Origin of the sequence: Psychrobacter aquimaris, assembly GCF_016107525.1 — a bacterium.
Classification (GTDB): Bacteria; Pseudomonadota; Gammaproteobacteria; order Pseudomonadales; family Moraxellaceae; genus Psychrobacter; species Psychrobacter aquimaris.
Genome location: NZ_JABASR010000016.1, coordinates 61,653 through 86,456 on the forward strand (window position 1 = coordinate 61,653; position 24,804 = coordinate 86,456).

Annotated in this window: 24 protein-coding genes and 1 pseudogene; 20 read left to right on the forward strand and 5 right to left on the reverse strand. The window is 44.3% G+C overall.

The genetic code is table 11. The annotated features are described in order from the left end of the window. The first annotated feature begins 54 nt into the window (after nt 1-54). From benA to JFC10_RS13185, 18 genes are all read left to right on the forward strand, one after another. On the forward strand, nt 55-1,431 hold the full coding sequence (gene benA / locus JFC10_RS13100; RefSeq protein ID WP_198333284.1) for a benzoate 1,2-dioxygenase large subunit: 1,377 nt from the start codon (nt 55-57) through the stop codon (nt 1,429-1,431). Between the two features lie 60 nt (nt 1,432-1,491). Then, complete coding sequence (gene benB, locus JFC10_RS13105; RefSeq protein WP_198333285.1) at nt 1,492-1,989, forward strand: benzoate 1,2-dioxygenase small subunit; 498 nt, start codon at nt 1,492-1,494, stop codon at nt 1,987-1,989. Between the two features lie 127 nt (nt 1,990-2,116). Next, complete coding sequence (gene benC, locus JFC10_RS13110; RefSeq protein ID WP_198333286.1) at nt 2,117-3,133, forward strand: benzoate 1,2-dioxygenase electron transfer component BenC; 1,017 nt, start codon at nt 2,117-2,119, stop codon at nt 3,131-3,133. A 47-nt stretch (nt 3,134-3,180) separates the two neighbouring features. Next, a complete protein-coding gene (locus JFC10_RS13115; protein WP_198333287.1) occupies nt 3,181-3,960 on the forward strand; it encodes a 1,6-dihydroxycyclohexa-2,4-diene-1-carboxylate dehydrogenase in 780 nt (259 codons plus the stop codon). Nucleotides 3,961-4,038: 78 nt separating this feature from the next. Further along, on the forward strand, nt 4,039-5,232 hold the full coding sequence (gene benE / locus JFC10_RS13120; RefSeq protein ID WP_198333288.1) for a benzoate/H(+) symporter BenE: 1,194 nt from the start codon (nt 4,039-4,041) through the stop codon (nt 5,230-5,232). 130 nt (nt 5,233-5,362) lie between these two features. Further along, nucleotides 5,363-6,055 carry a 3-oxoacid CoA-transferase subunit A gene (locus tag JFC10_RS13125; RefSeq protein WP_198333289.1) on the forward strand — a complete coding sequence of 231 codons (693 nt, stop codon included), beginning with the start codon at nt 5,363-5,365 and terminating at the stop codon, nt 6,053-6,055. A gap of 26 nt (nt 6,056-6,081) precedes the next feature. Continuing rightward, nucleotides 6,082-6,732: a 3-oxoacid CoA-transferase subunit B gene (locus JFC10_RS13130; RefSeq protein ID WP_198333290.1), complete on the forward strand. Its 651-nt coding sequence runs from the start codon at nt 6,082-6,084 to the stop codon at nt 6,730-6,732. Nucleotides 6,733-6,766: 34 nt separating this feature from the next. Further along, a complete protein-coding gene (gene pcaF / locus JFC10_RS13135) occupies nt 6,767-7,999 on the forward strand; it encodes a 3-oxoadipyl-CoA thiolase (protein ID WP_198333291.1) in 1,233 nt (410 codons plus the stop codon). A gap of 78 nt (nt 8,000-8,077) precedes the next feature. Continuing rightward, nucleotides 8,078-8,857 carry a 3-oxoadipate enol-lactonase gene (gene pcaD, locus JFC10_RS13140; protein ID WP_198333292.1) on the forward strand — a complete coding sequence of 260 codons (780 nt, stop codon included), beginning with the start codon at nt 8,078-8,080 and terminating at the stop codon, nt 8,855-8,857. Nucleotides 8,858-8,938: 81 nt separating this feature from the next. Beyond that, complete coding sequence (locus tag JFC10_RS13145) at nt 8,939-10,234, forward strand: M20 family metallopeptidase (RefSeq protein WP_198333293.1); 1,296 nt, start codon at nt 8,939-8,941, stop codon at nt 10,232-10,234. A gap of 311 nt (nt 10,235-10,545) precedes the next feature. Continuing rightward, nucleotides 10,546-11,910 carry an aromatic acid/H+ symport family MFS transporter gene (locus JFC10_RS13150; protein ID WP_198333294.1) on the forward strand — a complete coding sequence of 455 codons (1,365 nt, stop codon included), beginning with the start codon at nt 10,546-10,548 and terminating at the stop codon, nt 11,908-11,910. A gap of 508 nt (nt 11,911-12,418) precedes the next feature. Next, nucleotides 12,419-12,493, forward strand: coding sequence for a pyrroloquinoline quinone precursor peptide PqqA (gene pqqA / locus JFC10_RS13155; protein WP_075107140.1), 75 nt, complete (start codon nt 12,419-12,421; stop codon nt 12,491-12,493). A gap of 79 nt (nt 12,494-12,572) precedes the next feature. Then, nucleotides 12,573-13,484, forward strand: a complete 912-nt coding sequence (gene pqqB / locus JFC10_RS13160; RefSeq protein WP_198333295.1) for a pyrroloquinoline quinone biosynthesis protein PqqB — start codon at nt 12,573-12,575, stop codon at nt 13,482-13,484. Nucleotides 13,485-13,514: 30 nt separating this feature from the next. Further along, a complete protein-coding gene (gene pqqC / locus JFC10_RS13165) occupies nt 13,515-14,273 on the forward strand; it encodes a pyrroloquinoline-quinone synthase PqqC (RefSeq protein WP_198333296.1) in 759 nt (252 codons plus the stop codon). Then, complete coding sequence (pqqD, locus tag JFC10_RS13170) at nt 14,270-14,566, forward strand: pyrroloquinoline quinone biosynthesis peptide chaperone PqqD (protein WP_198333297.1); 297 nt, start codon at nt 14,270-14,272, stop codon at nt 14,564-14,566. The genes pqqC and pqqD overlap by 4 nt, the downstream gene beginning before the upstream one ends. Then, a complete protein-coding gene (gene pqqE, locus JFC10_RS13175; RefSeq protein WP_198333298.1) occupies nt 14,563-15,789 on the forward strand; it encodes a pyrroloquinoline quinone biosynthesis protein PqqE in 1,227 nt (408 codons plus the stop codon). Before pqqD ends, pqqE begins: the two co-directional genes overlap by 4 nt. Nucleotides 15,790-15,791: 2 nt before the next feature. Beyond that, nucleotides 15,792-16,847: a dipeptidase gene (locus JFC10_RS13180; RefSeq protein ID WP_198333299.1), complete on the forward strand. Its 1,056-nt coding sequence runs from the start codon at nt 15,792-15,794 to the stop codon at nt 16,845-16,847. A 304-nt stretch (nt 16,848-17,151) separates the two neighbouring features. After that, nucleotides 17,152-18,108, forward strand: a complete 957-nt coding sequence (locus JFC10_RS13185; protein WP_198333300.1) for an EamA family transporter — start codon at nt 17,152-17,154, stop codon at nt 18,106-18,108. A gap of 141 nt (nt 18,109-18,249) precedes the next feature. On the opposite strand, the gene JFC10_RS13190 is transcribed toward JFC10_RS13185, so the two are convergent. From JFC10_RS13190 to JFC10_RS13210, 5 genes are all read right to left on the reverse strand, one after another. Beyond that, a complete protein-coding gene (locus JFC10_RS13190; RefSeq protein ID WP_198333312.1) occupies nt 18,250-19,299 on the reverse strand; it encodes a zinc-binding alcohol dehydrogenase family protein in 1,050 nt (349 codons plus the stop codon). Nucleotides 19,300-19,404: 105 nt separating this feature from the next. Beyond that, entirely contained in the window at nt 19,405-20,259 is an 855-nt protein-coding gene (locus tag JFC10_RS13195; RefSeq protein WP_198333301.1) for an SDR family NAD(P)-dependent oxidoreductase, read from the reverse strand. Nucleotides 20,260-20,604: 345 nt separating this feature from the next. Then, entirely contained in the window at nt 20,605-21,732 is a 1,128-nt protein-coding gene (locus JFC10_RS13200) for a M14 family metallopeptidase (RefSeq protein ID WP_198333302.1), read from the reverse strand. A gap of 209 nt (nt 21,733-21,941) precedes the next feature. Then, nucleotides 21,942-22,766, reverse strand: coding sequence for a DODA-type extradiol aromatic ring-opening family dioxygenase (locus JFC10_RS13205; protein WP_198333303.1), 825 nt, complete (start codon nt 22,764-22,766; stop codon nt 21,942-21,944). A 123-nt stretch (nt 22,767-22,889) separates the two neighbouring features. Next, the gene (locus JFC10_RS13210) at nt 22,890-23,342 is read right to left on the reverse strand and encodes a DoxX family protein (protein ID WP_198333304.1); all 453 of its coding nucleotides are present in this window, start codon (nt 23,340-23,342) and stop codon (nt 22,890-22,892) included. Between the two features lie 161 nt (nt 23,343-23,503). Between JFC10_RS13210 and JFC10_RS13215 the strand changes: the two genes are divergently transcribed. Together JFC10_RS13215 and JFC10_RS13220 are read left to right on the forward strand one after the other, a co-directional pair. Beyond that, a complete protein-coding gene (locus JFC10_RS13215; protein WP_198333305.1) occupies nt 23,504-24,451 on the forward strand; it encodes a LysR family transcriptional regulator in 948 nt (315 codons plus the stop codon). Between the two features lie 68 nt (nt 24,452-24,519). Then, nucleotides 24,520-24,804: pseudogene (locus JFC10_RS13220) on the forward strand (hypothetical protein); the annotation flags it as partial.

The window sequence follows — 24,804 nt, forward strand, 5'->3', positions numbered from 1 at the left end:
CAAACGTCACACCCTACCCTCATTTAACATCGTTATTATACAAGGAAGGCAGCCATGAGCGAGCGTATCAATCTAGTACCTGAAGGATCAGACATCACTATTGATGATTTTTTAGAAGAGAACAGTGAACAAGGGGTTTATCGCTTGCATCGTAGTGCCTTCACTAACGAAGAGCTGTTTGAACTTGAGATGAAATACATCTTTGAGAGCAATTGGGTGTACTTGGCGCATGAAACTCAAGTTCCGAATAACAACGATTATTACACCTCATACATTGGTCGTCAGCCAGTCATCCTTGCCCGCAATAAAGAAGGCGAGCTGCATTGTATGATTAACGCCTGTTCACACCGTGGCGCGCAGTTATGCCGTCATAAAAAAGGCAACAAAGCCACTTACACTTGCCCATTCCACGGTTGGACCTTTAACAACACAGGCAAGCTGCTTAAAGTAAAAGACCCACGTGGCGCAGGTTATCCTGAGATATTCAACAAAGACGGTTCACACGATCTAAAACAAGTGAAGATAGCCAATTATAAAGGCTTTATCTTTGCCAGCTTAAATGATGACGTCCAGCCTATCGAAGAATGGCTTGGCGGTTCTACCAAGATCCTTGACATGATTGTCAATCAATCTCCAGAAGGTTTAGAAGTCTTGCGTGGCAGCTCAACCTATACCTTTGACGGCAATTGGAAGTTACAAGCTGAAAACGGTGCTGATGGCTATCACGTTTCAGCAGTGCATTGGAACTATGCTGCCACGACTGCCCGCCGTAAAGAAGAAACCGTCAAAACAGACAACATCAAAGCCATGAATGCGGGTAAATGGGGTCGTCAAGGCGGTGGTTTTTATTCTTTTGAAAACGGTCATATGTTGCTATGGACTCAGTGGGAAAACCCCCAAGACCGTCCAAACTATGCATATCGTGATGATTATGTCGCAAGCTATGGTGAAGCGATGGCGGATTGGATGATTGGACGCTCGCGTAACTTATGCCTCTATCCAAACGTCTATATCATGGATCAGTTCAGCTCACAAATTCGTATGTTACGCCCTATTTCCGTTGATAAAACTGAAGTGAGTATTTGGTGTATCGCCCCCAAAGGTGAAAGCGATGAAGCACGTGCGCGCCGTATCCGCCAGTACGAAGATTTCTTTAACGTCACTGGCATGGCAACGCCTGATGATCTAGAAGAATTCCGCTCGTGCCAAGAAGGTTATAACGGTATCAAACTTGAATGGAATGATATGTGCCGTGGCTCAGAGCATTGGATAGAAGGCGCAGATGAAGGTGCGGCAGCAATTGATCTCAAACCTTTATTGAGTGGGGTTAAAACTGAAGATGAAGGCTTGTATACCGTCCAGCATCGCTACTGGCATGAAGAGATGAAAAAAGCGCTAGAGCAAGAAAAACAGATACATGGCGAAGGGTAATACGACAGCCAGTAACTTGCTCATCATGGCAGGAACAACCAACACATAAGGATATCAATCATGAAAAACACCACTGTGCAAATTGAAGACATTCGACAGTTTTTATACCGTGAAGCGCGTTTATTGGACGAGAAAAAATGGGAAGAATGGCTGACTTGTTATGACGAAGACTGCCCTTTTTGGATGCCAAGCTGGGATGACGATGGTGAGCTGATTAGCGATCCGCAGAGAGAAATCTCACTGATTTATTATCCTGATCGTCGTGGTCTTGAAGATCGTATTTTCCGTATCGAAACGGAGCGCTCATCTGCGACCATTCCCGATACCCGCACCGCTCATAATCTATCTAACATTGAACTGCTTGAAGATAACGACGGTATCGTGACAGTACGCTTTAACTGGATCAATAAATCTTATCGCTATCATGAGACCAATACTTACTGGGGTTACTCTCAGTACAAAATAGACATGACTCAAGAGCAACCAAAGATTTTGGACAAATATGTGGTCTTAAAAGACGACTATGTGCATCAAATCATGGATGTCTATCACGTCTAATATTCGCGCGTTATCTAGTTATTGCTCAGTCATGATTCAGTAAATACTTAGTCACTATTTAGTCACTATTTAGTCACTATTTAGTCATTACGTTTCATTTAATAGGTGTTGGAAAGGGATATTTCTCATGGAATACAATATTGCTCTACAATTCGAAGACGGTGTCACAGGCTTTATTAAATGTGAAGCCGATGAAACGGTAGCCGAAGCCGCTTATCGTCAAAAATTTAATATCCCTGTGGATTGTCTAGATGGTGCTTGCGGTACTTGCCGTTGCCATTGTGAATCTGGCAGCTACGATATGCACCCTGATATGTACATCGAAGATGCACTCACAGAAGCGGAAGCCAACGACGGGTACGTGTTGACTTGTCAAATGATCCCTGAAAGCGACTGTGTCATCAAGGTACCAAGCTCTTCTGAAGCCTGTAAAGTGGGCAAATCGACTTTTAAAGGCAAGCTACAACAGCTCAATGTACTGTCAGAGTCTACCATTCACTTTGGTGTGGACATCGAAAACCCAGATGCCTTGGTATTCCTGCCGGGTCAATACGTCAATATTAGTATTCCTGATAGTGACGAAACACGTTCTTACTCATTTAGCTCGGTGCCAAGCGCTAAGCAAGCTGAATTTGTCGTCCGCAATATTCCTAATGGCAAAATGAGCACCTTCTTGTCTGATATCGCGCAGATAGGCCAAGAGATCAATTTTGAAGGCCCATTTGGCAGTTTTTATCTGCGTCCACTGGTGCGCCCGACATTATTTTTGGCAGGCGGTACTGGCATTGCCCCTTTCTTATCAATGTTAAAAAGCTTAGAAGTTGCTGGTGGTCATCATCCTGTCAATATGGTCTATGGCGTCACCAACGACACAGACTTGGTGGAAATTGCCAAACTTAAAGAAGTGAAACAAAACCACGCTTGGTTTGATTATCGTACTTGTGTGGCAAGCGAAGACAGTAGCCATGAGCGTAAAGGCTACGTCACAAGTCACGTTGCAGAGGATTGGTTAAATGGAGGTGACGTTGATGTTTATCTTTGCGGTCCTTTAGCCATGGTCGATGCGGTCAGTAATTGGTTAGATGCTAGCCAGCTAAAGCCCAGCAATTTTTATTATGAGAAATTCACCCCTAGTGAAAAATAAAATGGCTGAAACCATAAAGCGACAAGCAAAGTTTTTAGGAGACAGTAATGAGTAAGCGCTTTGAAAATAAAGTATGTATCGTCACGGGTGCCGCCCAAGGTATCGGGCGTGGCGTCGCTTTACGTCTCGCAAGCGAAGGCGCAAAGATCGTCATGGCAGACTTCTCGCCATTGGTGGAAGAAGTCTTAGCCGAAATAATCGCGAGCGGCGGTGATGCCTCGACAATTCAAGCGGATCTTGAGACCTATCAAGGCGCGCAAGCGGCTATCGATAAGGCACTGGATACTTATGGTCGTATCGATGTACTCGTCAATAACGTTGGCGGTGCGATATGGATGAAGCCTTTTATCAGCTTCTCTGAAGAAGAGATCCAGAAAGAAATCAGTCGTTCGTTATTCCCAACACTGTGGTGTTGCCGTGCGGTGTTACCAGTCATGGTTGAACAGCAAGCAGGCACCATTGTCAATGTCTCCTCTGTCGCCACCCGTGGTATCAACCGTATCCCCTACTCAACCGCAAAAGGTGGTGTGAATGCTATGACCGCCTCACTCGCTTTTGAGTATGCCAATGATGGCATTCGTATCAATGCAGTCGCAACGGGCGGTACTGAAGCGCCGCCTAGAAAGATTCCACGTAATGCCAAGCCATTAACGGATGATGAAAAGGTATGGATGGATGCGGTCGTTGATCAAACCATCGATCGCACCTTTATGAAGCGCTACGGCACGATTGATGAGCAAGTCAATGCCATTGTGTTTTTAGCGTCAGATGAGTCCTCCTATATCACTGGCAGTACGATCCCTGTGGGTGGTGGTGATGCAGGCTAAAAAACGCCTATAGACTCGTAGACTGACTAACGTGAACTCCACTACTCTCTGATTACTGCTCATTTGCAAGGAAGCAATATGGCCACTGTCATCCAAACATTAAAAGAAGATTGGTCACTATCGGCATCGGTGGCAGGATTTTTGGCTGTGCTCATCTCGTATGCTGGCCCTTTGATTATCTTTTTTCAGGCAGCACAAGCGGCGCAGGTCTCAGATGCGATGATGGCCTCTTGGATTTGGGGCATCTCCATTGGCGCTGCTGTCTCTGGTATTTATCTGTCTATTAAATACAAGACGCCAATCATCACCGCTTGGTCAGCGCCCGGAACGGCATTACTGGTGACAGTCTTTCCTGAGATGAGCATCAATGAGGCTATATCCGCTTATATTCTCTCAGCCGTGGTGATATTTTTGGTAGGTGCAACAGGTTCTTTTGACAAAATTTTGCGATGGATTCCGAATGGTATTGCGGCTGGAATGATGGCCGGTATTTTGTTTCAGTTTGGCTTAGAGTTATTTGTCGCCACCAACACCATGCCATTTATCGTGTTTAGCATGCTTGGTTGTTATTTATTGGCCAAACGTTTGTCACCGCGCTATACCATGATTTGGGTGCTGTTATGCGGGGTTATTTTAAGTGTTCTACTTGGCAGGATGAATCCTGTCGATATGGATTTGGCGATTACCATACCCACCGTTATCTGGCCTGAATGGACATGGAACGCCACGTTTAACCTTGCTATACCATTAATCCTTGTTAGTTTAACTGGACAGTTTTTACCGGGTATGGCTATTTTAAATTTAAGTGGCTACGACACACCAGCCAAACCTATCGTGAGTATCGCAAGCCTTGCGTCATTAGCCGTCGCTTGTGTGGGCGGTATTACCATCGTATTAGCCGCCATTACCGCCGCATTATGTACTGGAAAAGACGCCCATGAGCTGAAAGAAAAACGCTATATCGCAGGGGTCGCCAATGGCATCTTCTATTTATTAGGCGGCTTATTTGCTGGCAGCATTGTAATGGTGTTTAGCCTATTGCCAAAAGAGCTGGTCGCCGCGCTGGCTGGACTTGCCCTCCTTGGTGCTATTTCTACCAACATCACGATTGCCATGAAAGATGATGACCAAAGAGATGCCGCCTTAATTACCTTTTTAGCAACCGCTTCTGGTATGAGCTTTTTGGGGTTAAGTTCCGTATTTTGGGGCATCGTTATCGGTATGATTGCTCATTATGTTTTAAATAAAAAACGTTTACTATCATTTAGTTAATCGCAAACGCTACGGGTTATTGATAATGCCATCTTCCAGTAACCCCCAGACCCCTTAATAAATGATTCAACGGCTTTACAGAAAACTCTGGCTAATACTATCTAACACTACGTTCTCATAGGGTATCAATATGATTAACAAAGCGGATAAAAACATCACTGAGGTGCTCAGTCAAATCAAAGACGGCGCTACCATTATGATTGGTGGTTTTGGTACAGCAGGACAACCTGCTGAACTGATTGATGCGCTCATTGATTTGGGTGTTAAAGATTTAGTGATTATTAACAATAATGCAGGCAACGGTGATCATGGTCTTGCCAAACTATTAAAAACAGGGGCAGTGCGCAAAATTATTTGCTCATTCCCGCGCCAGTCAGACTCTTGGGTATTTGATGAGCTATATCATGCGGGAAAAATCGAGCTGGAGCTGGTACCACAAGGCAATCTGGCCTGCCGTATTCAAGCCGCAGGTATGGGACTTGGTGCGGTATATACGCCAACGGGCTTTGGTACTTTACTCGCAGAAGGTAAAGAGACGCGCCATATCGATGGTAAAGACTACGTCCTAGAGTATCCAATTAAAGCGGATTTTGCGTTAATCAAAGCTGATAAGGGCGATCGCTGGGGCAACTTAGTCTATCGAAAATCAGCACGTAACTTTGGTCCCATCATTGCCATGGCAGCTGACGTGACGATTGCTCAAGTTTCTGAAACAGTAGATCTTGGTGCGCTTGATCCTGAACACATCATCACGCCAGGTATCTTTGTGCAGCATGTGGTGCAAATCGAGCCTACTCATTCTACTACCGCAGCAAGCACTTAATACGGTCAATCATAAGGAGCGTCATCATGAGTCATACGTTACTAACACGGGATCAAATCGCTGAGCGCGCTGCCCAAGATATTCCAGATGGTGCCTATGTCAATTTGGGCATTGGTCTACCCACCAAAATTGCAAAATACTTGCCTGCTGACAAAGATGTATTTTTGCATTCAGAAAATGGCCTGCTGGCTTTTGGCCCACCCCCTGCCAAAGGTGAAGAAGATCCAGAACTGATCAATGCCGGAAAAGAATACGTCACCATGTTAGATGGCGGTAGCTTCTTTCACCATGGCGACTCGTTTGCCATGATGCGCGGGGGACATATCGACATTTGCGTATTGGGTGCGTTTCAAGTTGCAGCCAATGGTGACTTGGCCAATTGGAGTACTGGTGCAGAGGGAGCAATACCTGCTGTCGGCGGTGCTATGGACTTAGCAGTTGGTGCCAAAAAAGTCTTTGTGATGACCAATCACACGACCAAGACTGGTGAGCCTAAGATCGTCAGCGAGCTTACCTATCCTGTGACTGGGAAAAACTGTGTAGATCGTATTTTCACCGACCTGTGTGTTATTGATGTCACGGTTAAAGGACTGGTAGTGACTGAAATGGTCGAAAACCTAAGCTTTAATGACTTACAAGCGGTAACGGGTGCCACGCTCATTGACGCGACTAAATAAAAACATCTCATAATTAAAACTTAGGATAATCGCTATGTTCGATTCAACTACTGGTTTAAACAACGCTTATATTATTGATGCCATTCGCACGCCTTTTGGACGTTACGGTGGCGGTCTAGCCCCTGTACGTGCCGATGATTTGGGTGCTATTCCTATTAAAGCCTTGATGGAACGCAATACCAATGTCGATTGGGTGCAAGTAGATGATGTTATTTACGGCTGTGCCAATCAAAGCGGTGAGGACAATCGTAACGTCGGGCGCATGTCATCCCTTCTTGCCGGCCTTCCCTATCAAGTGCCAGCTACTACGGTGAATCGCCTATGCGGCTCGTCAATGGATGCGTTAGCCATAGCTGCGCGTGCGATTAAAGCCGGAGAAGCCAATCTCATTATTGCAGGTGGTGTTGAGGGCATGAGCCGTGCGCCATTTGTAATGGGTAAGTCAGATAAAGCATTTTCTCGTAACCAAAAGTTAGAAGATACCACCATGGGCTGGCGCTTTATCAATCCAAAGCTCGACGAGTTATATGGCACTGAAACTATGCCGCAAACGGCGGAAAATGTCGCTGAGCAGTTCAACATCAATCGTGCTGACCAAGACGCCTTTGCACTACGCAGCCAACAACGTACCAATGCTGCACAAGAATCAGGATTTTTCAAAGACGAGATTACCCCAGTCATCATCCCGCAGCGCAAAGGCGATGCGGTCATTGTCGATAAAGATGAGCATCCTCGTGCAGACACCACGCTTGAGAAATTAACCAAACTTCGTGCCATCGTTAAAGAAAATGGCACAGTCACTGCTGGTAATGCATCAGGCATTAATGATGGCGCAGCAGCCTTCTTAGTAGCGTCAGAGCAAGCCATTAAAGAATTTAATCTAAAGCCGCGTGCGCGTATTGTGGCTTCCACCACAGTAGGTGTTGAACCACGTATTATGGGCTTTGCCCCAGCACCGGCGATGAAAAAGCTACTGGCGCAAACTGGACTGTCACTTGATGAGATGGATGTTATTGAGTTAAATGAAGCCTTTGCTGCGCAATCCCTAGCCTGTACACGAGATTTGGGATTGCCTGATGATAGCGAGCGTGTCAATCCGAATGGCGGTGCGATTGCGCTTGGTCACCCACTTGGCGCTTCAGGAGCACGTTTGATTTTAACAGCACTCAATCAACTTGAGAAAAGTGATAAGCGTTATGCCATATGTTCGATGTGTATTGGGGTGGGACAAGGTATCGCGATGATTATCGAACGAATTGATCATTGAATGCATTAATAATCAATCACCATAAACCTATGCGCCACTGACATTACAATGACACCATTATAAATAAGGATGATCGTTATGCCTGTACTTGAAAATAAAGACGTTACCTTAAACTATGCCACCTTTGGTGATAGCCGTAACCCTGCGCTTATATTCTCCAACTCTTTAGGTACCAGCTACCACATGTGGCAGCCGCAAATTAACGCTTTGCAAAACGATTATTTCATCGTCTGTTATGACACTCGTGGTCATGGGAAATCTTCTGCACCCAAAGGCCCTTATAGCCTTGATGCGCTTGGACAAGACGTCATTGATTTGCTCGATCACTTGAATATTGATAAAGCGTTCTTTTGTGGCATCTCAATGGGAGGCATGACGGGTCAATGGCTAGCCGTCCATTATCCTAACCGCTTCCACCACTTGATGCTGTGCAATACGGCTGCAAAAATTGGCAATGAGGCCGCATGGACAGAGCGGGCACAATTGGTACGAGAGCAAGGTCTAGATCCTATCGCGGCAACAGCCGCCTCGCGTTGGTTTACCGAGGGCTTTATCAGTAACCATCCTGATATCGTCAACGCCTTATCTGACACTCTTGCCGCTAGCAGTAGCGAAGGTTATGCCAGCTGCTGTGAAGCGCTGTCTACCGCTGATACTCGCGAGCAATTAAAAGATATCGATGTCGCGATTACGGTGGTGGCAGGATCGGAAGACCCAGTGACGACGGTTGCCGATGGTCAATATATGGTCGATCATATCCCAAATGCCACACTCGCTACTATTGAAGCCTCCCACATCTCAAACATTGAGCAGCCTGAGGTATTCAATCAGCTTGTTCGACAGTATTTAACCTACTAATCACGCCAAATTTATTGAGCAGTTAAGCGCTATTATGAAAAAAAGTCACCACACGGAAGTAATTTCAGACAAGGAAGGAACATGAAAAAGTCATTATTATCATTGGTTGTTAGTATTGCGGCCTGTAGCGCATTTAGTGCTCATGCCGATATTAACATCGATGAACAGGTAAAAAGCGTTGAAAATAAGGTGATTGAATGGCGTCGGGACATTCATCAACATCCTGAACTGAGCAACAGAGAAACCCGTACTGCCGCTATCGTTGCCAAGCATTTAAAGTCACTCGGTATGCAGGTTGAAACTGACATCGCGCACACGGGGGTTGTGGGTTACTTAAAAGGTGCCAAACCCGGCCCCACAGTCATGCTACGGGCAGACATGGATGCATTGCCAGTCACTGAAAAAGCAGATGTCCCATTTAAATCAACGGTTGTGACTAAGTATATGGGAGAAGACGTGGGGGTCATGCATGCTTGCGGTCACGACACTCATGTTGCTATGTTAATGGGAACGGCTGAAGTACTGGCTGGCGTACAAAAAGAGCTGCATGGCAATATCATGTTTGTGTTTCAGCCAGCAGAAGAAGGCGCCCCTACAGGTGAAGAAGGTGGCGCCAATCTGATGTTGAAGCAAGGCATATTTAAAAAATATAAACCAGACGTTGCATTTGGACTTCATATTATGTCTAGTTTAAACACTGGTCAAATTGGCTACCGAAGCGGTCCTATTATGGCCAGTGCGGACACCTTTGATATCACCGTAAAAGGCAAGCAGACTCACGGTTCAGCTCCTTGGAATGGGGTGGACCCTATTGCCGCTGCCTCGCAAATCGTTACAGGGATTAATCATATAGTCAGTCGTCAAGTGGACATTACTAAAGAGCCTGCCATCATCTCATTTGGCAAAATAAGTGGTGGAATACGCGACAATATTATTCCAGATAGTGTCAATATGATTGGTACTATTCGTAACTTTGATATGGATAATCGCGATCAAATTTTTGATAACATAAAAACGACTGCCACTCATATAGCGATGGCGTCAGGCGCAGAAGCAGATGTCAAAATCATCAAAGGTTATCCTGTTACTATCAATAATCCAGCGCTTACTGCGCAGATGCTACCCACGCTTAAAAGCGTAGCGGGTGCGGACAACGTATTTGATGTGCCTAAGCTCACGGCATCTGAAGATTTCTCGTTTTATTCCCAAGAAGTACCAGGATTATTTATTTTCTTAGGGGGTACGCCCGTCGGACAAGATCCCAGTAAGGCCGCGTACAATCACTCTCCCTACTTTTACGCAGACGAAGCCTCATTTAAAGTGGGTACTAAAGCGTTGAGTCAATTGGCCATAGACTATTTAGCCATGAACAAATAACGCTTTCATAGAAACCTAAGTAGCTCATATATCTAAAAGATATATGAGCTACTTTTTTATTGGTGTTTTTAAAAAGACTATCTATGATCAGTAAAGGCATTATTTTCTTGAACAATAGTAATATTGCCGGAGTCATCGGCGTATAAATCCTTACAGTGTATTCTAGAGAAAGGTCTCGCTTCTTCCATTCTACCAAAGTAAAAACCATACCTTTTAGGTATAAATTTATACTTAGATGGTTTTTGACTTAGTACCGGTAAAACCCTAACTTGTAAAGCACGTATAAGGATATTACCCACGGAGAAAAACGAATGGAATCTAAACCCCTAAACATCAATAAAGTCATTGATGAAGCCAAATTTTCCCCTTTTCATTGGAAAGTGTTGTTTTGGTGCCTATTGATTATTATTTTTGATGGCTATGATCTTATTATTTATGGTGTGGCGCTGCCGCTACTGATGGAGGAATGGTCATTGACCGCGGTACAAGCAGGTTTTCTTGCCAGTGCTGCACTTTTTGGTATGATGTTTGGCGCCATGATTTTTGGGACTCTCTCAGACAAGATTGGACGCAAAAAAACGATTATGATTTGTGTGGGTCTATTCAGTAGTTTTACCTTTTTAGGGGCTTTTGCTGATGGTCCAATGCAGTTTGCTGCTTTACGCTTTGTTGCTGGTTTAGGTATTGGTGGTGTGATGCCGATATGTGTCGCTCTGACCTCTGAATACGCGCCAAAACGTATGCGTAGTACGCTAGTTGCTATCATGTTTAGTGGCTATGCCATCGGTGGTATGGCGTCAGCACTACTAGGGTCATTTTTAGTGGTGGATTTTGGCTGGGAAATTATGTTTTATATCGCAGGTATTCCCACCTTGCTATTGCCAATTATTTGGAAAATGCTGCCTGAGTCTTTGATGTATTTGGTCAAAGAAGACAGGCATGATGACGCTAAAAAAATCGTCCGCAGACTTGCACCACAAGAAACGGTCACTGCCTCTACTACCTTACTATTAGATGAGCCGACCAAAGGTGATGACGCACCCATTAAGGCCCTTTTTCTAAAAAACCGTGGATTCACCACTATCATGTTTTGGGTTGCTTTCTTTATGTGCCTGCTGATGGTGTATGCACTTGCTAGCTGGTTGCCAAAACTGATGATTCAGGCAGGTTATTCATTAGGCGCTAGTATGCTGTTCTTATTTGCACTCAATATTGGTGGTATGGTTGGGGCTATCGGTGGTGGTGTATTAGCTGACAAATTCCATCTTAAACCTGTTTTGGCCCTCATGTTTGCCTTGGGTGCAGTGGCATTGATATTGCTTGGCTATAATAGTCCTCAGGTGGTGCTATATACTCTCATTGCAATCGCTGGCGCTACTACTATTGGCTCGCAGATCTTACTTTATACCTTTGTTGCTCAATACTATCCTACAGCGGTACGTACGACGGCGATGGGCTGGGCATCGGGTATTGGTCGTATTGGCGCTATTGTAGGTCCTATCTTAACTGGGGCGCTACTGACACTTGAGCTAAGCCACCAGACGAACTTTTTGTTTATCGCCATACCAGGAATAATTGCAGCCGTTGCTATTTTTCTCGTAAACCTAAATGCGGCAGTGGACAGCAAAACAAGTCAGGAGCAACAAATGAATTTAGACACTCCAATATCAACTTAATACTCACTTAAATGTGATATTAGTTGCATATCATTAAGTTAGCCCTTTTTTAGCGTATTCACGATTTGAATGCGCTATTTTTTATTGTCAATAATACCTGTACTCAGGCAATGCGTCTTACACTACCTTTCAAAACATTCATGTTTTTTCAAAGTGAAAAACCATTCTGTTAAAAAAATAAATCACCACTGTATTTTCTTCTTACCATAACTAAAGATCGGTGATAATTCTCATAAAAAACAGCCAATCCATATAAACGAATCGTCGAACAAAAGGTATAATACCAACGTCATGCCATACCTATTATGTAAGGAACTAGGAGCCAGAAACGCTTCGGCCATAAAACGCCAATACAGATTTGCTTTGATTTGTGCGGCCAGGCTATGTTACCAAAACCTTCTACGTTAACATCTAACAAATTGACATAGAGGGTCAGCTTATACTACCATTGATAATTACTTTCATTCATCTTACTGATGATCCTATAATAACTTTTTGGAGTAATCCCATGCAGTGGACCAAACCAGCTTTTCAAGACATCCGTATCGGTTTCGAAATCACTATGTATTTTGAAGCACGTTAAAAAATAATGAACCTGAATACATTAAAAGCCCTAGATGATTAGGGCTTTTATTTTTTTTGAAATTTGGAAATATCGATTTATGTATATTCACGTTTTAGGCTCAGCCGCTGGTGGCGGATTTCCGCAGTGGAATTGCAATTGCGAAAACTGCCATGGTGTACGTCAAGGCACCATTGACGCAAAGACCCGCACCCAATCTTCGATAGCCATATCAGAAGATGGCATAGATTGGATTTTATTCAACGCCTCACCGGATATCCGCCAGCAATTATTTGATTTTAAAGCGGCGCAGCCAGCACGTCAATTGAGAGATACAGGCATTACAAATGTGGTGTTGATGGACAGCCAGCTTGACCATACGACAGGGCTATTGACCCTGCGCGAAGGTTGTCCGATTCCTGTTTGGTGTACTGACATGGTCTATCAAGATCTCACGACAGGCTTCCCTATTTTCAATATGCTAAAGCACTGGAATGGTGGTCTGCAATATAATCAAATCGATCCAAAACAGACCTTTCAAATCGACGGCTTTAGCAATTTAGAACTGACGCCTTTGGTGATTAGAAGCTCTGCACCGCCCTACTCCCCACACCGCAACGATCCCCATGATGGCGACAACATCGCGCTGATTGTGAAAGATTTAAAAACACAAAAACAACTCTTTTATGCTCCAGGTTTGGGCAAAATTGACGATGACATTATGCATATTATGAAAGCCTCTGATTGCGTGATGATTGACGGCACGCTATGGACTGACAATGAAATGCAAGAGTGCGGCGTCGGCACAAAAACTGGCCAAGACATGGGTCATTTGCATATCAGTGGTGACGATGGCTCGCTGCATTATTTAGATCAGCTCGAGAATGCGCGCAAGGTACTTATTCACATCAATAACACCAACCCAATATTGAATGAACAATCTGAGCAGGCTGCGACATTAAAACAACATGGTGTTGAAGTGGCCTTTGATGGTATGCAGATTGAGTTGTAATACAAAGACAGCAATCGTAAGGTAAAGACAATGCAAGAAGAAGCAAAAGCACTAAGCCCAGAAGCGTTTGAACAAGCGATTATGGCAAAAGGTCAGTATTATCATATTCACCATCCTTTTCATATCATGATGCATGAAGGCAAAGCGACCCAGCAGCAAATCCAAGCGTGGGTCGCCAATCGATTTTATTACCAAATCAATATTCCATTAAAAGACGCGGCGATTATGGCGAACTGTCCCGATCAGCGGGTGCGTCAAGAGTGGATTCAGCGCATGATTGATCAAGATGGGGTGTATCCAGATGGTGGTGGCCGTGAAGCGTGGTTGGGTCTGGCAGAAGCGGTTGGCCTTAGCCCTGAGCAAGTAATTTCGGAAGAGTTGGTATTACCGGGTGTGCGTTTTGCTGTTGATGCTTATGTGAACTTTGCCCGCCGTACTTCATGGCGTGAGGCGGCGAGTAGCTCACTGACAGAGCTGTTTGCCCCGCAGATTCACCAGTCGCGCTTAGAGTCATGGCCCAAGCACTACCCTTGGATCAAAGAAGAAGGCTATACCTATTTTCGCTCGCGTTTGAGCCAAGCCCGCCGTGATGTTGAGCATGGCCTGACCATCACACTCGACTCATTCAAAACGGCCGAGCAACAAGAGCGTATGCTTGAGATATTACAATTTAAACTCGATATTTTATGGACGATATTGGATGCCTTGAGCTTGGCCTATGTCCATAACCAAGCGCCTTATCAAAGCGTCACTACTGATAATGTCTGGCATAAAGGATTGTTCAAATGAGTATACCTGCTAGTTTACCTGAGCTGGATCAATCCATCGTACCGGTATGGCGTCACGGTTATCGTTTTCAGTTTGAGCCAGCTCAAGACGCTTATGTCCTGCTCTACCCTGAAGGGATGATAAAACTCAATGACAGTGCCAGCATCATTGGACAGCATATTGATGGTCAGGCATCCATTGCTGATATTATTAAAAAGGTGAAAGCGATGTTTGGCGATGTGCCTGAAATCGAGCAAGATATCATTGAATATATGCTGGTCGCCCAGCGCGAACATTGGATTGACTTAGTATGACTGCGCCCGTCGGACTGCCGCTATGGTTACTTGCTGAGCTGACCTATCGCTGCCCCTTACAATGCCCGTATTGCTCCAACCCCATTGATTATGCTCAGTATAAAGAAGAGCTGACAAAACAAGAGTGGTTTGATGTGTTTGATCAGGCGCGGCAAATGGGCGCGGTGCAGCTTGGGTTTTCTGGCGGTGAACCACTGGTGCGTCAAGACTTAGAAGAACTGGTCGCTTATGCGCACAAGCAAGGTTTTTATACCAACCTCATCACTTCAGGTATGGGACTTACTGAGGCTAGAATCGCGAGTCTAAAAGAAGCAGGCCTACAGCATATTCAGATCAGCTTCCAAGCCAGTGATCCGTCGGTAAACAATGCCTTAGCAGGTTCAAAACATGCTTTTGAGCAAAAGTATGAGATGTCACGTCTGGTCAAGCAGTACGACTATCCGATGGTGCTTAACTTTGTGATTCATCGGCAAAACATCGATCAGATCGATCAGATTATCGAGTTGTGTTTAGAGCTAGAAGCCGACACGGTTGAGCTGGCTATTTGTCAGTTTTACGGCTGGGCATTTGAGAACATCGAAGGTTTACTTCCGACCAAAGAACAAGTGGTTCGCGCTGAACGTATTACCAATGAGTATCGCAAAAAAATTGAAGAACGTGGTATCAAATGCAAACTTATCTTTGTGGTGCCTGATTACTACGAAGAGCGGCCAAAACCTTGTATGGATGGCTGGGGTAAGATTTTCTTGACCGTGGCACCAGATGGTACCGCCCTGCCTTGTCATGCTGCCAGACAGCTGCCCATGTCCTTTCCCAATGTCAGGCAGACGCCATTGAAAGACATCTGGTATGACTCAGACAGCTTCAATCACTTTCGCGGTGATGAATGGATGCCTGACATGTGCCAAAGCTGCCCCGATAAAGAACGAGATTATGGCGGCTGCCGTTGCCAAGCGTTTATGCTGACGGGCGATGCCAAAAATGCCGATCCTGTGTGCGGCAAATCGCCTTATCATTACTTGATTGAGGAAGCACGTATCAATAGTGAGACACCAACTCCTTTTAAAGAGCTGCGTTTTCGCAACCCTAAAAATTCTAAGCGGCTAAGTGGCAATCTGCTAAGCAACAAGCAGCTAAGTGATAAAAAAGTCAATGAAACACAAGCCAATAAAGTACAAGTGGGTCAAGAGCAATTGATTCCCACTCGTACTCTGATGGATTAAATATGAATGCTAATACTAAGCCTGTGATTTTTGATGGCCATAACGATCTATTAACTCGTCTTTGGCTAAGCTCTGCTGACGATCCGGTGCATGATTTTATTTATAGCACACTACCGGGACATTTAGATTTAAAGCGCTGCCGACAAGCAGGATGGATGGGCGGATTGTTTTCTATCTTTTTGCCACCCTACTCTTATGTGAAAAACAACCATCCCGACAAGTTAGCTCATCTTACAAACTCGGATTTTGAACCGCAAGAAATCGTTGATATTTGCTGTGCGCAATTAGCGCTTGCTCAGCAATTGCAGGCGCGATCAGACGGTCAGATTCAGATCTGTACGTCTCTAAATCAAATTCAAGCCTGTCAGCAGAACCAGCAACTGGCTATCGTTTTGCATCTTGAAGGCGCTGAGTTTTTAGCTATTGAGCCTGACTTACTGGATGTGTTCTATGAAGCAGGACTCAGAAGTATTGGCCCACTGTGGAATAGAAAAAGTCTGTTTGGTGATGGTTTAAATGCGTCTTTTCCGCATTCGCCAGACACAGGGGCTGGTCTAACCCGCGAAGGCAAAGACCTTATTTTGGCGTGCCGTGACAAGCATATGCTGATTGATGTGTCACATATGAATGAGCGCGCGTTTTGGGATACGCTAGAAATTGCGGATCAGCCGATTGTCGCAACCCACTCCAATGCACACGCCTTATGTCCGCAAGCAAGAAACTTGACTGATCAACAATTGGCTGCCATTAAACAAAATGGTGGTCTGGTTGGGGTGAACTTCGATGTGGCATTTCTTCGTGCGGATGGGCAGCGAGATACGCAGACCTCACTTGATGTGATCGTCGATCATCTTGCTTATCTGATTGACCATTTGGGCGAAGATCACGTTGGTTTTGGCTCTGATTTTGATGGTTGTCTATTGCCAGATGAGTTATCAGACATTAGCCAAATCTCCATGCTAATTGAGCGGATGCAACAACGACATTTCTCTGATGAGCTTATTGAAAAGATTACGTCGAAAAATTGGTTTGCTGTGCTTGATAAGATATGGCAGTGATAAGCATATGATTTTTCACAACAAATTATATGCTAAATAAAAAGGAAATACTTAGAGCTCAATTCAAATCATTTGAATACAACTCAGCCATCTATATTGTGGGTAATCTGGTAAGTAACCTATAGGTCGATAGATCGAATTTTTCAAGAATCGTCAATCTAGAACAGGTGACACAAACCGACGCGGAAAAACCCTTCAATGAAGCTGCAAGTGGGGCTAGTACCTTATAATTTCATATATGATTTGCTACAACCTAAATAATTCATGAGTATAATAACCAGCTATAACTTTTTAGGCCAACTACATGACTCCCATATATACCGCATTGGCTGTACTGGTTACCTTCATTTGGGGCGTAAATTTCACCTTTATTGCGTGGGGGCTTGAGAGTTTTCCACCATTAATGCTTACTGCCCTGCGTTTTTTCTTTACCGCCATTCCATTAGTTTTTTTTCTAAAGCCGCCTAAATTTAACCGTACATTACTTATCTATGCCATCGGCACATTTGTCATGCAATACGCCTTTGTATTCACCGCCATGCATTTGGGTGCATCGCCAGGGTTAACGGCGCTATTACTACAAATTCAGATTTTTATCACTGTCTTGCTGGCTTACTTTATATTGGGTGAGGCAGTCAGTCGCATGCAAATCATCGGTATGTTGGTCGGTGTACTAGGACTCAGCGTGATTGCGCTAAACCTTGGCGGTGATATGCCTTTGGCTGGTTTTGTCTGCATCTTGATTGCAGCAATAGGCTGGAGCTTTGGCAACATTGCCTCAAAGCAAGCGTCAGCGCAAGCAGCCTTGAAAACCACGCAGCAGGGTTCAGGAATTACTATTGTCTCGCCTAGCACTGGCAAAAACAAAGCATCCGCATTATCTGCCCTAGCATTGGTAGTTTGGGGCGGCCTCATTGCTTGCGTGATATTGACTCTATCTTCTCTTATATTTGAGACCGATGCATGGCAGCTAGCGACGTTTACTGAAGCATCACTAAAATCCTGGCTATCGCTTGGATTTATCGTGTATATCTCAACCTTGATTGGCTTTGGATTGTGGGCACATCTACTCAGTCAAAATACTGCTTCCAAGGTTATGCCGTTTGCTCTACTGGTACCAGTATTTGGCATGGTAACCTCAGTGCTGCTTACAGGAGAAATCGTGACGTGGTGGAAGATGCTGGCAATGACATTGATTTTGTCGGGGTTATTATTGGCAAATGTGAAGATAAAGTTGGAAAGAAAGCGCCAGCCAATATGACATTAGCTACTTTATTGAAAAAGAAGTAAAAAATACTATAAAAATATGATTTCTAGTTCAACAAAAAAAACCACCCTTGCCGATCAAGCTAAGGTGGTTTTTATTTTAGTTTTAAGACTATACTTTCTAAAACTCAAAGTCCTATGCAGGCCAGCCTTCTAATACAATCTTGCCATGCGCTTGCTGGTTTTCTAGCATTTGGTGCGCACTGCGTACATGCTCAGCCGTGATAGTGCCAAGATGATAGGCAACGGTGGTTTTGATCTTACCTGTATCAATCATGTTGGCAACGTCCGTCAATAAACGATGCTGTTCAATCATATCTGGCGTATGGAACATAGATCGCGTAAACATAAACTCCCAATGTAGGCTTAGGCACTTAGTTTTAAGAAGATTGGCATCTAATGATTTTGGATCATCAATGAGTCCAAGTTTACCTTGTGGCTTTAAGCATTTAATGATTTCTTCATAATGCTCGTCAGTATTATTGAGACTCACGACGTAATCTACTTCAGTGATGCCTATCTTTTGCAGTTCATCAAATAAAGGATTGTGGTGATTGATGACATGATCTGCGCCTAGCTCCTTTAACCACTGTACGCTCTCATCTCTTGAAGCAGTGCCTATAATCTTGGCAGAAGTTCGTGTTTTTAGTAGCTGCGTTAAGATAGAACCCACGCCGCCCGCTGCACCAATGACTAATACCGAAACGTCATTAGCACTCTCATCACTACCATTTTTATCTACCGAGCTGTTAGTGACAGGCACTTGTAAACGCTCAAACAACATCTCCCAAGCCGTGATCGTCGTCAATGGCAATGCCGCCGCTTCAGCGAAAGACAACGATGCTGGCATACGCCCAACGATGCGCTCATCAACTAGCTGGTACTCAGCATTACTGCCCGAACGGGTTAGATCCCCTGCGTAATATACCTTATCCCCTACTGAGAACAGGCTGACCTCGTCGCCAACCGCCGTCACGATGCCCGCCGCATCCCAACCAATCACTGCGTACTCACCCTCTGGTGCAGGACGCGATTGACGGATTTTATAATCCACTGGGTTGACGGATATGGCTTTGACCTCTACCAGAATATCGTGACCTGTGGCAGTCGGTTTATCAAGGGTAATATCTTGTAGCGCTTGTTCATTATCGATGGCTAGATTGTCTTGATAACCAATGGCTTTTATTGTCTGATTTTGCATTGTTTTTATTCCTAATAATAAATAGATTGAGCAGAGCTCTCATGTGGGCAATACTGAAATACATAGCGCTTAACAGGAGGTAATATACTTTTAATACAACGACTGTAACACCTGCTGTGTTTGACGCTCCAGCTCTGCAATGGCTTTTTTGTCTAACGCGTCGGCATGCGGTTGACCAAATTCGCCCCTAGCATCGCCATGTGCACCATCTTTGATATCGTTATCAAAGTATTTACCCGTGTCATTAGCGAACTCATCCGAGACAGCCAATTCCGTTAAGATATTTGTCCCTTTATCTGCTGATGACCAGTGATGACCATACGCTTCGTCAACCATCTTGGTGTTCAACAATGATCCTGGATTGACAGCGATCACGTTAATATCATGGCTAGCAACTGTGTCAGCTAAATCCATGCTCCACATTGTTAGTGCCAGCTTACTTTGCGCATAGGCAGCTTTGTCATCGAGATGCGCTTGCCCTACAAATGCCTTATATGATATTGGTGCTTGAGCAGCCGAGCTTAAATTCACAATACGCGCTTTACTAGATTGCTTGAGTAAAGGTAATAAAGCATTGGTCAGCTCGTAAGGCGCTAGGTAATTGACCACAAAGCGTACGTCCAAACCATCTTTAGTCATCGCTGATGCCGTGGTATAAATCCCTGCATTGTTTATTAATACATCCAGCTTTGGTAGCTTTTCATTGACGTCTGCGGCCATCTTGAGCACAGCCGTTAAATCGGAAAAATCAGCCACAAACCCATCAATATGATCTACCGCGTCGCCTGTCGCCACTGCTTGAACTTCTGCAATGACACTAGCAAGTTTGTCAGCATCGCGGCCATGCAGGTACACTTGATGCCCAGCCTCTGCTAGCTTTAAAGCAGCCAACTTACCAATACCATCTGTGCTACCCGTGATTAAAATTGTTTTATGCATAGTCATAAACCGTCCTTATTGTTTGAATTATGGTTTTAGTCTTGGATACGTGTTCTATTTTATCTGTCGTTATAGCACCCATTGTTATGAAAGTGTTGTGATTCAAAACAGCAATCATCATCGACGGAAACACTTAAAGTTTCTGAAACTGGCTGATTTTTTGAATAATTATTTACTGTATGAGAGTAGCCGATTACGGCTATATAGTTGCGGGTGTCTATGTAAATTAAATGAAAATACAATTGATAAAAAAACGCTAGTAAGTACTCACTTACTAGCGTTTGACTAACGGCTTAAATACCTTTTATAAGTTGTCTGTTTAAATCCTCAGTTAGCGTCAATTAACGTCAATTAACGTAAGTCGTCAACGACGGCTAGCATGGCAATAAGCGATGCCTCCCCTAACTGAATAGAACGCTCTGGTGACCAGCCCATCTCTTCATCAGGTAGATTATCGTTGTCTTTAAATGGCATCTCTAAGGTATTAGCAAGACAATCAAAACGTTCAGCCACCCAATGGGTTGCCAGTGTCATGTTCGCCTCACCCGGCGCATCAATCTCATAACCGACCTCGGTCTGAAAATCGGCACTGGCTAATTTCAATACGTCTGAGAACCGATCGCGTAGATGTGCGAGGCGCTCATTATAACTTGGCGTTCCTTGAGAGCCAGCAAGGAATGCAAAAGGTAATGCTTCATCGCCATGCACGTCATAAAACAGATCAACGCCCGTCTCTTCCATCTTATTGATCACATGAAACACTTCAGGACTTTTTTCTAAACTTGGACTTGCCCACTCACGGTTTAGGTTCGTACCTGCTGCGTTCGTACGGAGATGCCCACGTACACTACCATCAGGATTCATATTCGGCACAATATAGAAGTTGGCTTTGTCTAATAACAACCTGCTATTGGCATTATCGCTATCTAACAAGCTATAGAGCAAACCTTCGACCAGCCACTCAGCCATTGTCTCACCCGGGTGCTGACGCGCGGTGATCCAGATGTTGCGTTTCTTAGTATCGCCATCACCAATCTTCACCAATGTTAGGTCGCGCTTATCAAGGGTTTCACCTAAATGCTCTAAAGTCACCAGTGGGTGCGTCTGTACAGCTGCTAACAAGTCTTGGTGACGCTCATAGCTATAAGGCGCAAAATAAGCAATTTGGATAGTTTCGCAGGCCAACTCTGCCACGATGGTTAATTTGCCATCTTTATAAGTAGTCGGTAGACGGAACCAATGCTGACGATCGTAGGAAGCGACTGCTTGATAATTCTCCCACCCTTCTAGGTAGGAGGATTCGCCTGCATTCATGATATTGAGAACGTACTCTTCTCCAACCTCACCGGATAGACGGAAGTTAAACCATTGGAAAAATTCTTCGCCAACGTCTGGACGAATAGCCAGTTGAATATTTTTTTTATCTTCTATGTTAAGTACTTCAATATTACCTGCATCGAAATTGGCAGTGATATGCATGATCGCTCCTCGATTGGTTTTTTATGATTGGGTCTAATCGGCTATGTGTGGGATACAAAGGAATGTGACAGATTTTTTATTCTAGATAGGCTCTAATCTAACACAGTAGCGCTATACTTTATTGGTCATCACACACTCTTTTTCAAGTCACTAGCTTACCAGATTGATCTCTGGTTTTTTCAGAATGGCCCACAGCGCTATATTCATATTTATCCAAACTGGAAAGCAGATAACTGCGTTTTTAGCACTTGCTCAGAGTAAATTTTATGACCCTTATCATTGCCTGCTGCACCTACCGCCACCATAAGCGGTAGCAAATGCTCCTCTGCCCCTAATGGATGCGACGCCATTGCATAAGGTGCTTTTGACCAATTAGCAAGCGCTGCAAGTCGCATCTCCGCATCCGCTGCGACAGTGTTGGTAAGCCATTCATCAAAACCCTCTGACGGTGCGGTGAAGTTTGCATCACCATAGCCACGCATATTATGAAAGCTCATCCCGCTACCGATGATCAATACGCCTTCTTGACGTAATGCATGCAGTGCTTGGCCCGCTGCCAGATGCGCTTTTGGGTCTAGATCATTACACAGTGACATCTGTACCACGGGAATATCCGCTTCAGGGAGCATTACCTTTAACGGTATAAAGACACCATGATCAAAACCGCGTGACGCATCTTGTTTGTTCTGTATACCTGCCTCAGTTAGCAATTTACTGACTCGTTCAGACAATACTGGCGCGCCTGATGCTGGGTACGTCAAGTGATAGGTATGCTCAGGAAAGCCATAATAATCGTAAATCAAATCAGGTTTCACGCTAGCAGTAATACCAAACTTAGGTGTCTGCCAATGAGCGCTAATCATCAAGATAGCCTTTGGACGCTCAGGCAATCGAGTCGTAATGCTCGCTAAAAAAGTCGCCATCCCATCCCACATATCTGCAGGTTGCCAATCCATAAAAAAACAAGGTCCCGCGCCATGCGGTATAAATAGCACAGGCTGACTTACTGACTCGTTAGATACGTGTACGCTCATCACTTTCTCCTTGTCACTTTTATAAGATGGTTTGATTAATTGATATGACGTTGTCAGCGTGGGCCATTACTGTTTTTACGATGACGCCTCTTTAGCGTTACTGACAGCAATTAAAGGGAGCTATTACACACGCCCTAGCTTTTCTGATAGTGCCTTGTCCATACTTATAGCACCGCCACCTTGTACCGTTAAAGCTAGCAAAGCCACCATCAAGGTCAATGCGTATTCGTAGCCACCATCAGCGGCGAATAAACCATTGCTGATATGGACAGAAAAAATAGCGACTAGCATCGTAAAGGCAGCGATCAATGCGGCAGGTCGAGTCAGTAATCCTAAAACTAAGGCAAGACCACCAAAGAACTCAGCACCGCCTGCCAATATTGCCATTAACAAACCAGGTTCCATACCCATACTGCTTAACCATCCAGCCGTGCCAGCCAGCCCATTGCCACCAAACCAGCCAAATAACTTTTGTGCGCCGTGGGCTGCCAAAATCAAACCGACGGGTACACGAAGGATTAAGGCAGCAGCGCCAGCTTCTGATGTTAAAATTTTATTTAATAGTGATGTTTTCATTGATAATTACTCTATAACGTATGATTGGGATAAATGCTGTATAAAATGATATAGACACACTATACTATCAACGCGATAAAAGAGTAAGCCGAGTTATATTGAATGATTATCAACGTATCGTTTATAGTAGAATCAGCATTAGATTAAACATAGGAAACAACATGGATAGAATCGATGCAATGCGTGCCTTTGTAGCGGTGGTGACTGAAGGCGGTTTCAGTAAAGCCGCCACAGCGATGCAGCTTTCACCGCAACTGGTGAGCAAGTATGTTGCAAAGTTGGAGGAGCAGCTGAATACCCGTCTGCTCAATCGCACCACACGTAAAGTGAGCATGACTGAGGCTGGCAGTCAATATTTTACACACGCACAGCAGATTTTGTTGAGTATTGATGAGATGGCATCGCAATTGGGCGGCTTACAACAGCACCCTAAAGGTATTCTACGAATCAGTGCACCTGTCTCATTCGCCTTAAAGCATATGGCAAAGCTGATTACTGACTTTCAAGAACGCTATCCCTCAGTCACCGTTGATCTACAGCTGAGTGACCGGAAAGTTGATATCATTGAAGAAGGCTTTGATATTGCATTGCGTATTGGACAGTTAGACAGCTCATCGCTGATTGCCAAGCAAATTTCGCCTATTCGCGTGGTTTTATGCGCCTCACCTGAATATCTAAAAATCCACGGTACGCCTAAACGACTTGAAGATTTAGAGGCGCATCGCTATTTGCATTATAGCTATATGAACGGAGAGACTAGGGGACAAATTTATAAGTACCTAAAGGCGAAACAGCTCAAGGAAAGCAGCATTTTTCGTAGTAATAACGGTGACGTGCTGGTTGAGGCGGCCATTGCAGGCGCAGGATTGATATTGCAACCGACTTTCATTGTTAGTAAAGCGCTAAATACTGGCAAGTTAGTTATAGTGCTGCCTGAATATGAACCCAACCCTTTGGGCTTATATGCAGTCTATGCTCATAGAAAACTACTGCCCCATAAAGTCAGGTCTTTTATTGACTTTATGACGGACTATTATGGTGATCCGCCGTATTGGGATGAACACATTAAGTTGAACCGCCCTAAGGTTGTCGGGGATTCAATATCCTGAGAGAATACGTCAAAGAAAGCATCAAATAATTACTAATACCTCTAATAGTATGGAAAAATAACCACACAATGAAAAAATCCCTTCAAAGCATTTTAAACCGAGTGGGACTGACCGCTTTAGTGGCAGCATCATTACTATCGAGCACCGTACAGGCAGCAGATAGTGATGATCGCTTAAAAAGTACTATTGATCAGCAAGCAACATTATTAATGAATAAGCATGATATTCCAGGCATGGCCTTTGGCATTATTATTGATGGAAAATCACATTTTTATCATTATGGTTTGGCTGACAAAAATGAACCGCCCCGACTATATCGGAGGCTGATCTACTTGAGTCAGGCAGCAATGCCT

What these genes read in the sequence shown, in the direction of transcription:
- benA (WP_198333284.1), top strand. Translation starts at nt 55, where the DNA reads ATGAGCGAGCGTATCAATCTAGTACCTGAAGGATCAGACATCACTATT.
- benB (WP_198333285.1), top strand. Translation starts at nt 1,492, where the DNA reads ATGAAAAACACCACTGTGCAAATTGAAGACATTCGACAGTTTTTATAC.
- benC (WP_198333286.1), top strand. Translation starts at nt 2,117, where the DNA reads ATGGAATACAATATTGCTCTACAATTCGAAGACGGTGTCACAGGCTTT.
- JFC10_RS13115 (WP_198333287.1), top strand. Translation starts at nt 3,181, where the DNA reads ATGAGTAAGCGCTTTGAAAATAAAGTATGTATCGTCACGGGTGCCGCC.
- benE (WP_198333288.1), top strand. Translation starts at nt 4,039, where the DNA reads ATGGCCACTGTCATCCAAACATTAAAAGAAGATTGGTCACTATCGGCA.
- JFC10_RS13125 (WP_198333289.1), top strand. Translation starts at nt 5,363, where the DNA reads ATGATTAACAAAGCGGATAAAAACATCACTGAGGTGCTCAGTCAAATC.
- JFC10_RS13130 (WP_198333290.1), top strand. Translation starts at nt 6,082, where the DNA reads ATGAGTCATACGTTACTAACACGGGATCAAATCGCTGAGCGCGCTGCC.
- pcaF (WP_198333291.1), top strand. Translation starts at nt 6,767, where the DNA reads ATGTTCGATTCAACTACTGGTTTAAACAACGCTTATATTATTGATGCC.
- pcaD (WP_198333292.1), top strand. Translation starts at nt 8,078, where the DNA reads ATGCCTGTACTTGAAAATAAAGACGTTACCTTAAACTATGCCACCTTT.
- JFC10_RS13145 (WP_198333293.1), top strand. Translation starts at nt 8,939, where the DNA reads ATGAAAAAGTCATTATTATCATTGGTTGTTAGTATTGCGGCCTGTAGC.
- JFC10_RS13150 (WP_198333294.1), top strand. Translation starts at nt 10,546, where the DNA reads ATGGAATCTAAACCCCTAAACATCAATAAAGTCATTGATGAAGCCAAA.
- pqqB (WP_198333295.1), top strand. Translation starts at nt 12,573, where the DNA reads ATGTATATTCACGTTTTAGGCTCAGCCGCTGGTGGCGGATTTCCGCAG.
- pqqC (WP_198333296.1), top strand. Translation starts at nt 13,515, where the DNA reads ATGCAAGAAGAAGCAAAAGCACTAAGCCCAGAAGCGTTTGAACAAGCG.
- pqqD (WP_198333297.1), top strand. Translation starts at nt 14,270, where the DNA reads ATGAGTATACCTGCTAGTTTACCTGAGCTGGATCAATCCATCGTACCG.
- pqqE (WP_198333298.1), top strand. Translation starts at nt 14,563, where the DNA reads ATGACTGCGCCCGTCGGACTGCCGCTATGGTTACTTGCTGAGCTGACC.
- JFC10_RS13180 (WP_198333299.1), top strand. Translation starts at nt 15,792, where the DNA reads ATGAATGCTAATACTAAGCCTGTGATTTTTGATGGCCATAACGATCTA.
- JFC10_RS13185 (WP_198333300.1), top strand. Translation starts at nt 17,152, where the DNA reads ATGACTCCCATATATACCGCATTGGCTGTACTGGTTACCTTCATTTGG.
- JFC10_RS13195 (WP_198333301.1), bottom strand. Translation starts at nt 20,259, where the DNA reads ATGACTATGCATAAAACAATTTTAATCACGGGTAGCACAGATGGTATT.
- JFC10_RS13200 (WP_198333302.1), bottom strand. Translation starts at nt 21,732, where the DNA reads ATGCATATCACTGCCAATTTCGATGCAGGTAATATTGAAGTACTTAAC.
- JFC10_RS13205 (WP_198333303.1), bottom strand. Translation starts at nt 22,766, where the DNA reads ATGAGCGTACACGTATCTAACGAGTCAGTAAGTCAGCCTGTGCTATTT.
- JFC10_RS13210 (WP_198333304.1), bottom strand. Translation starts at nt 23,342, where the DNA reads ATGAAAACATCACTATTAAATAAAATTTTAACATCAGAAGCTGGCGCT.
- JFC10_RS13215 (WP_198333305.1), top strand. Translation starts at nt 23,504, where the DNA reads ATGGATAGAATCGATGCAATGCGTGCCTTTGTAGCGGTGGTGACTGAA.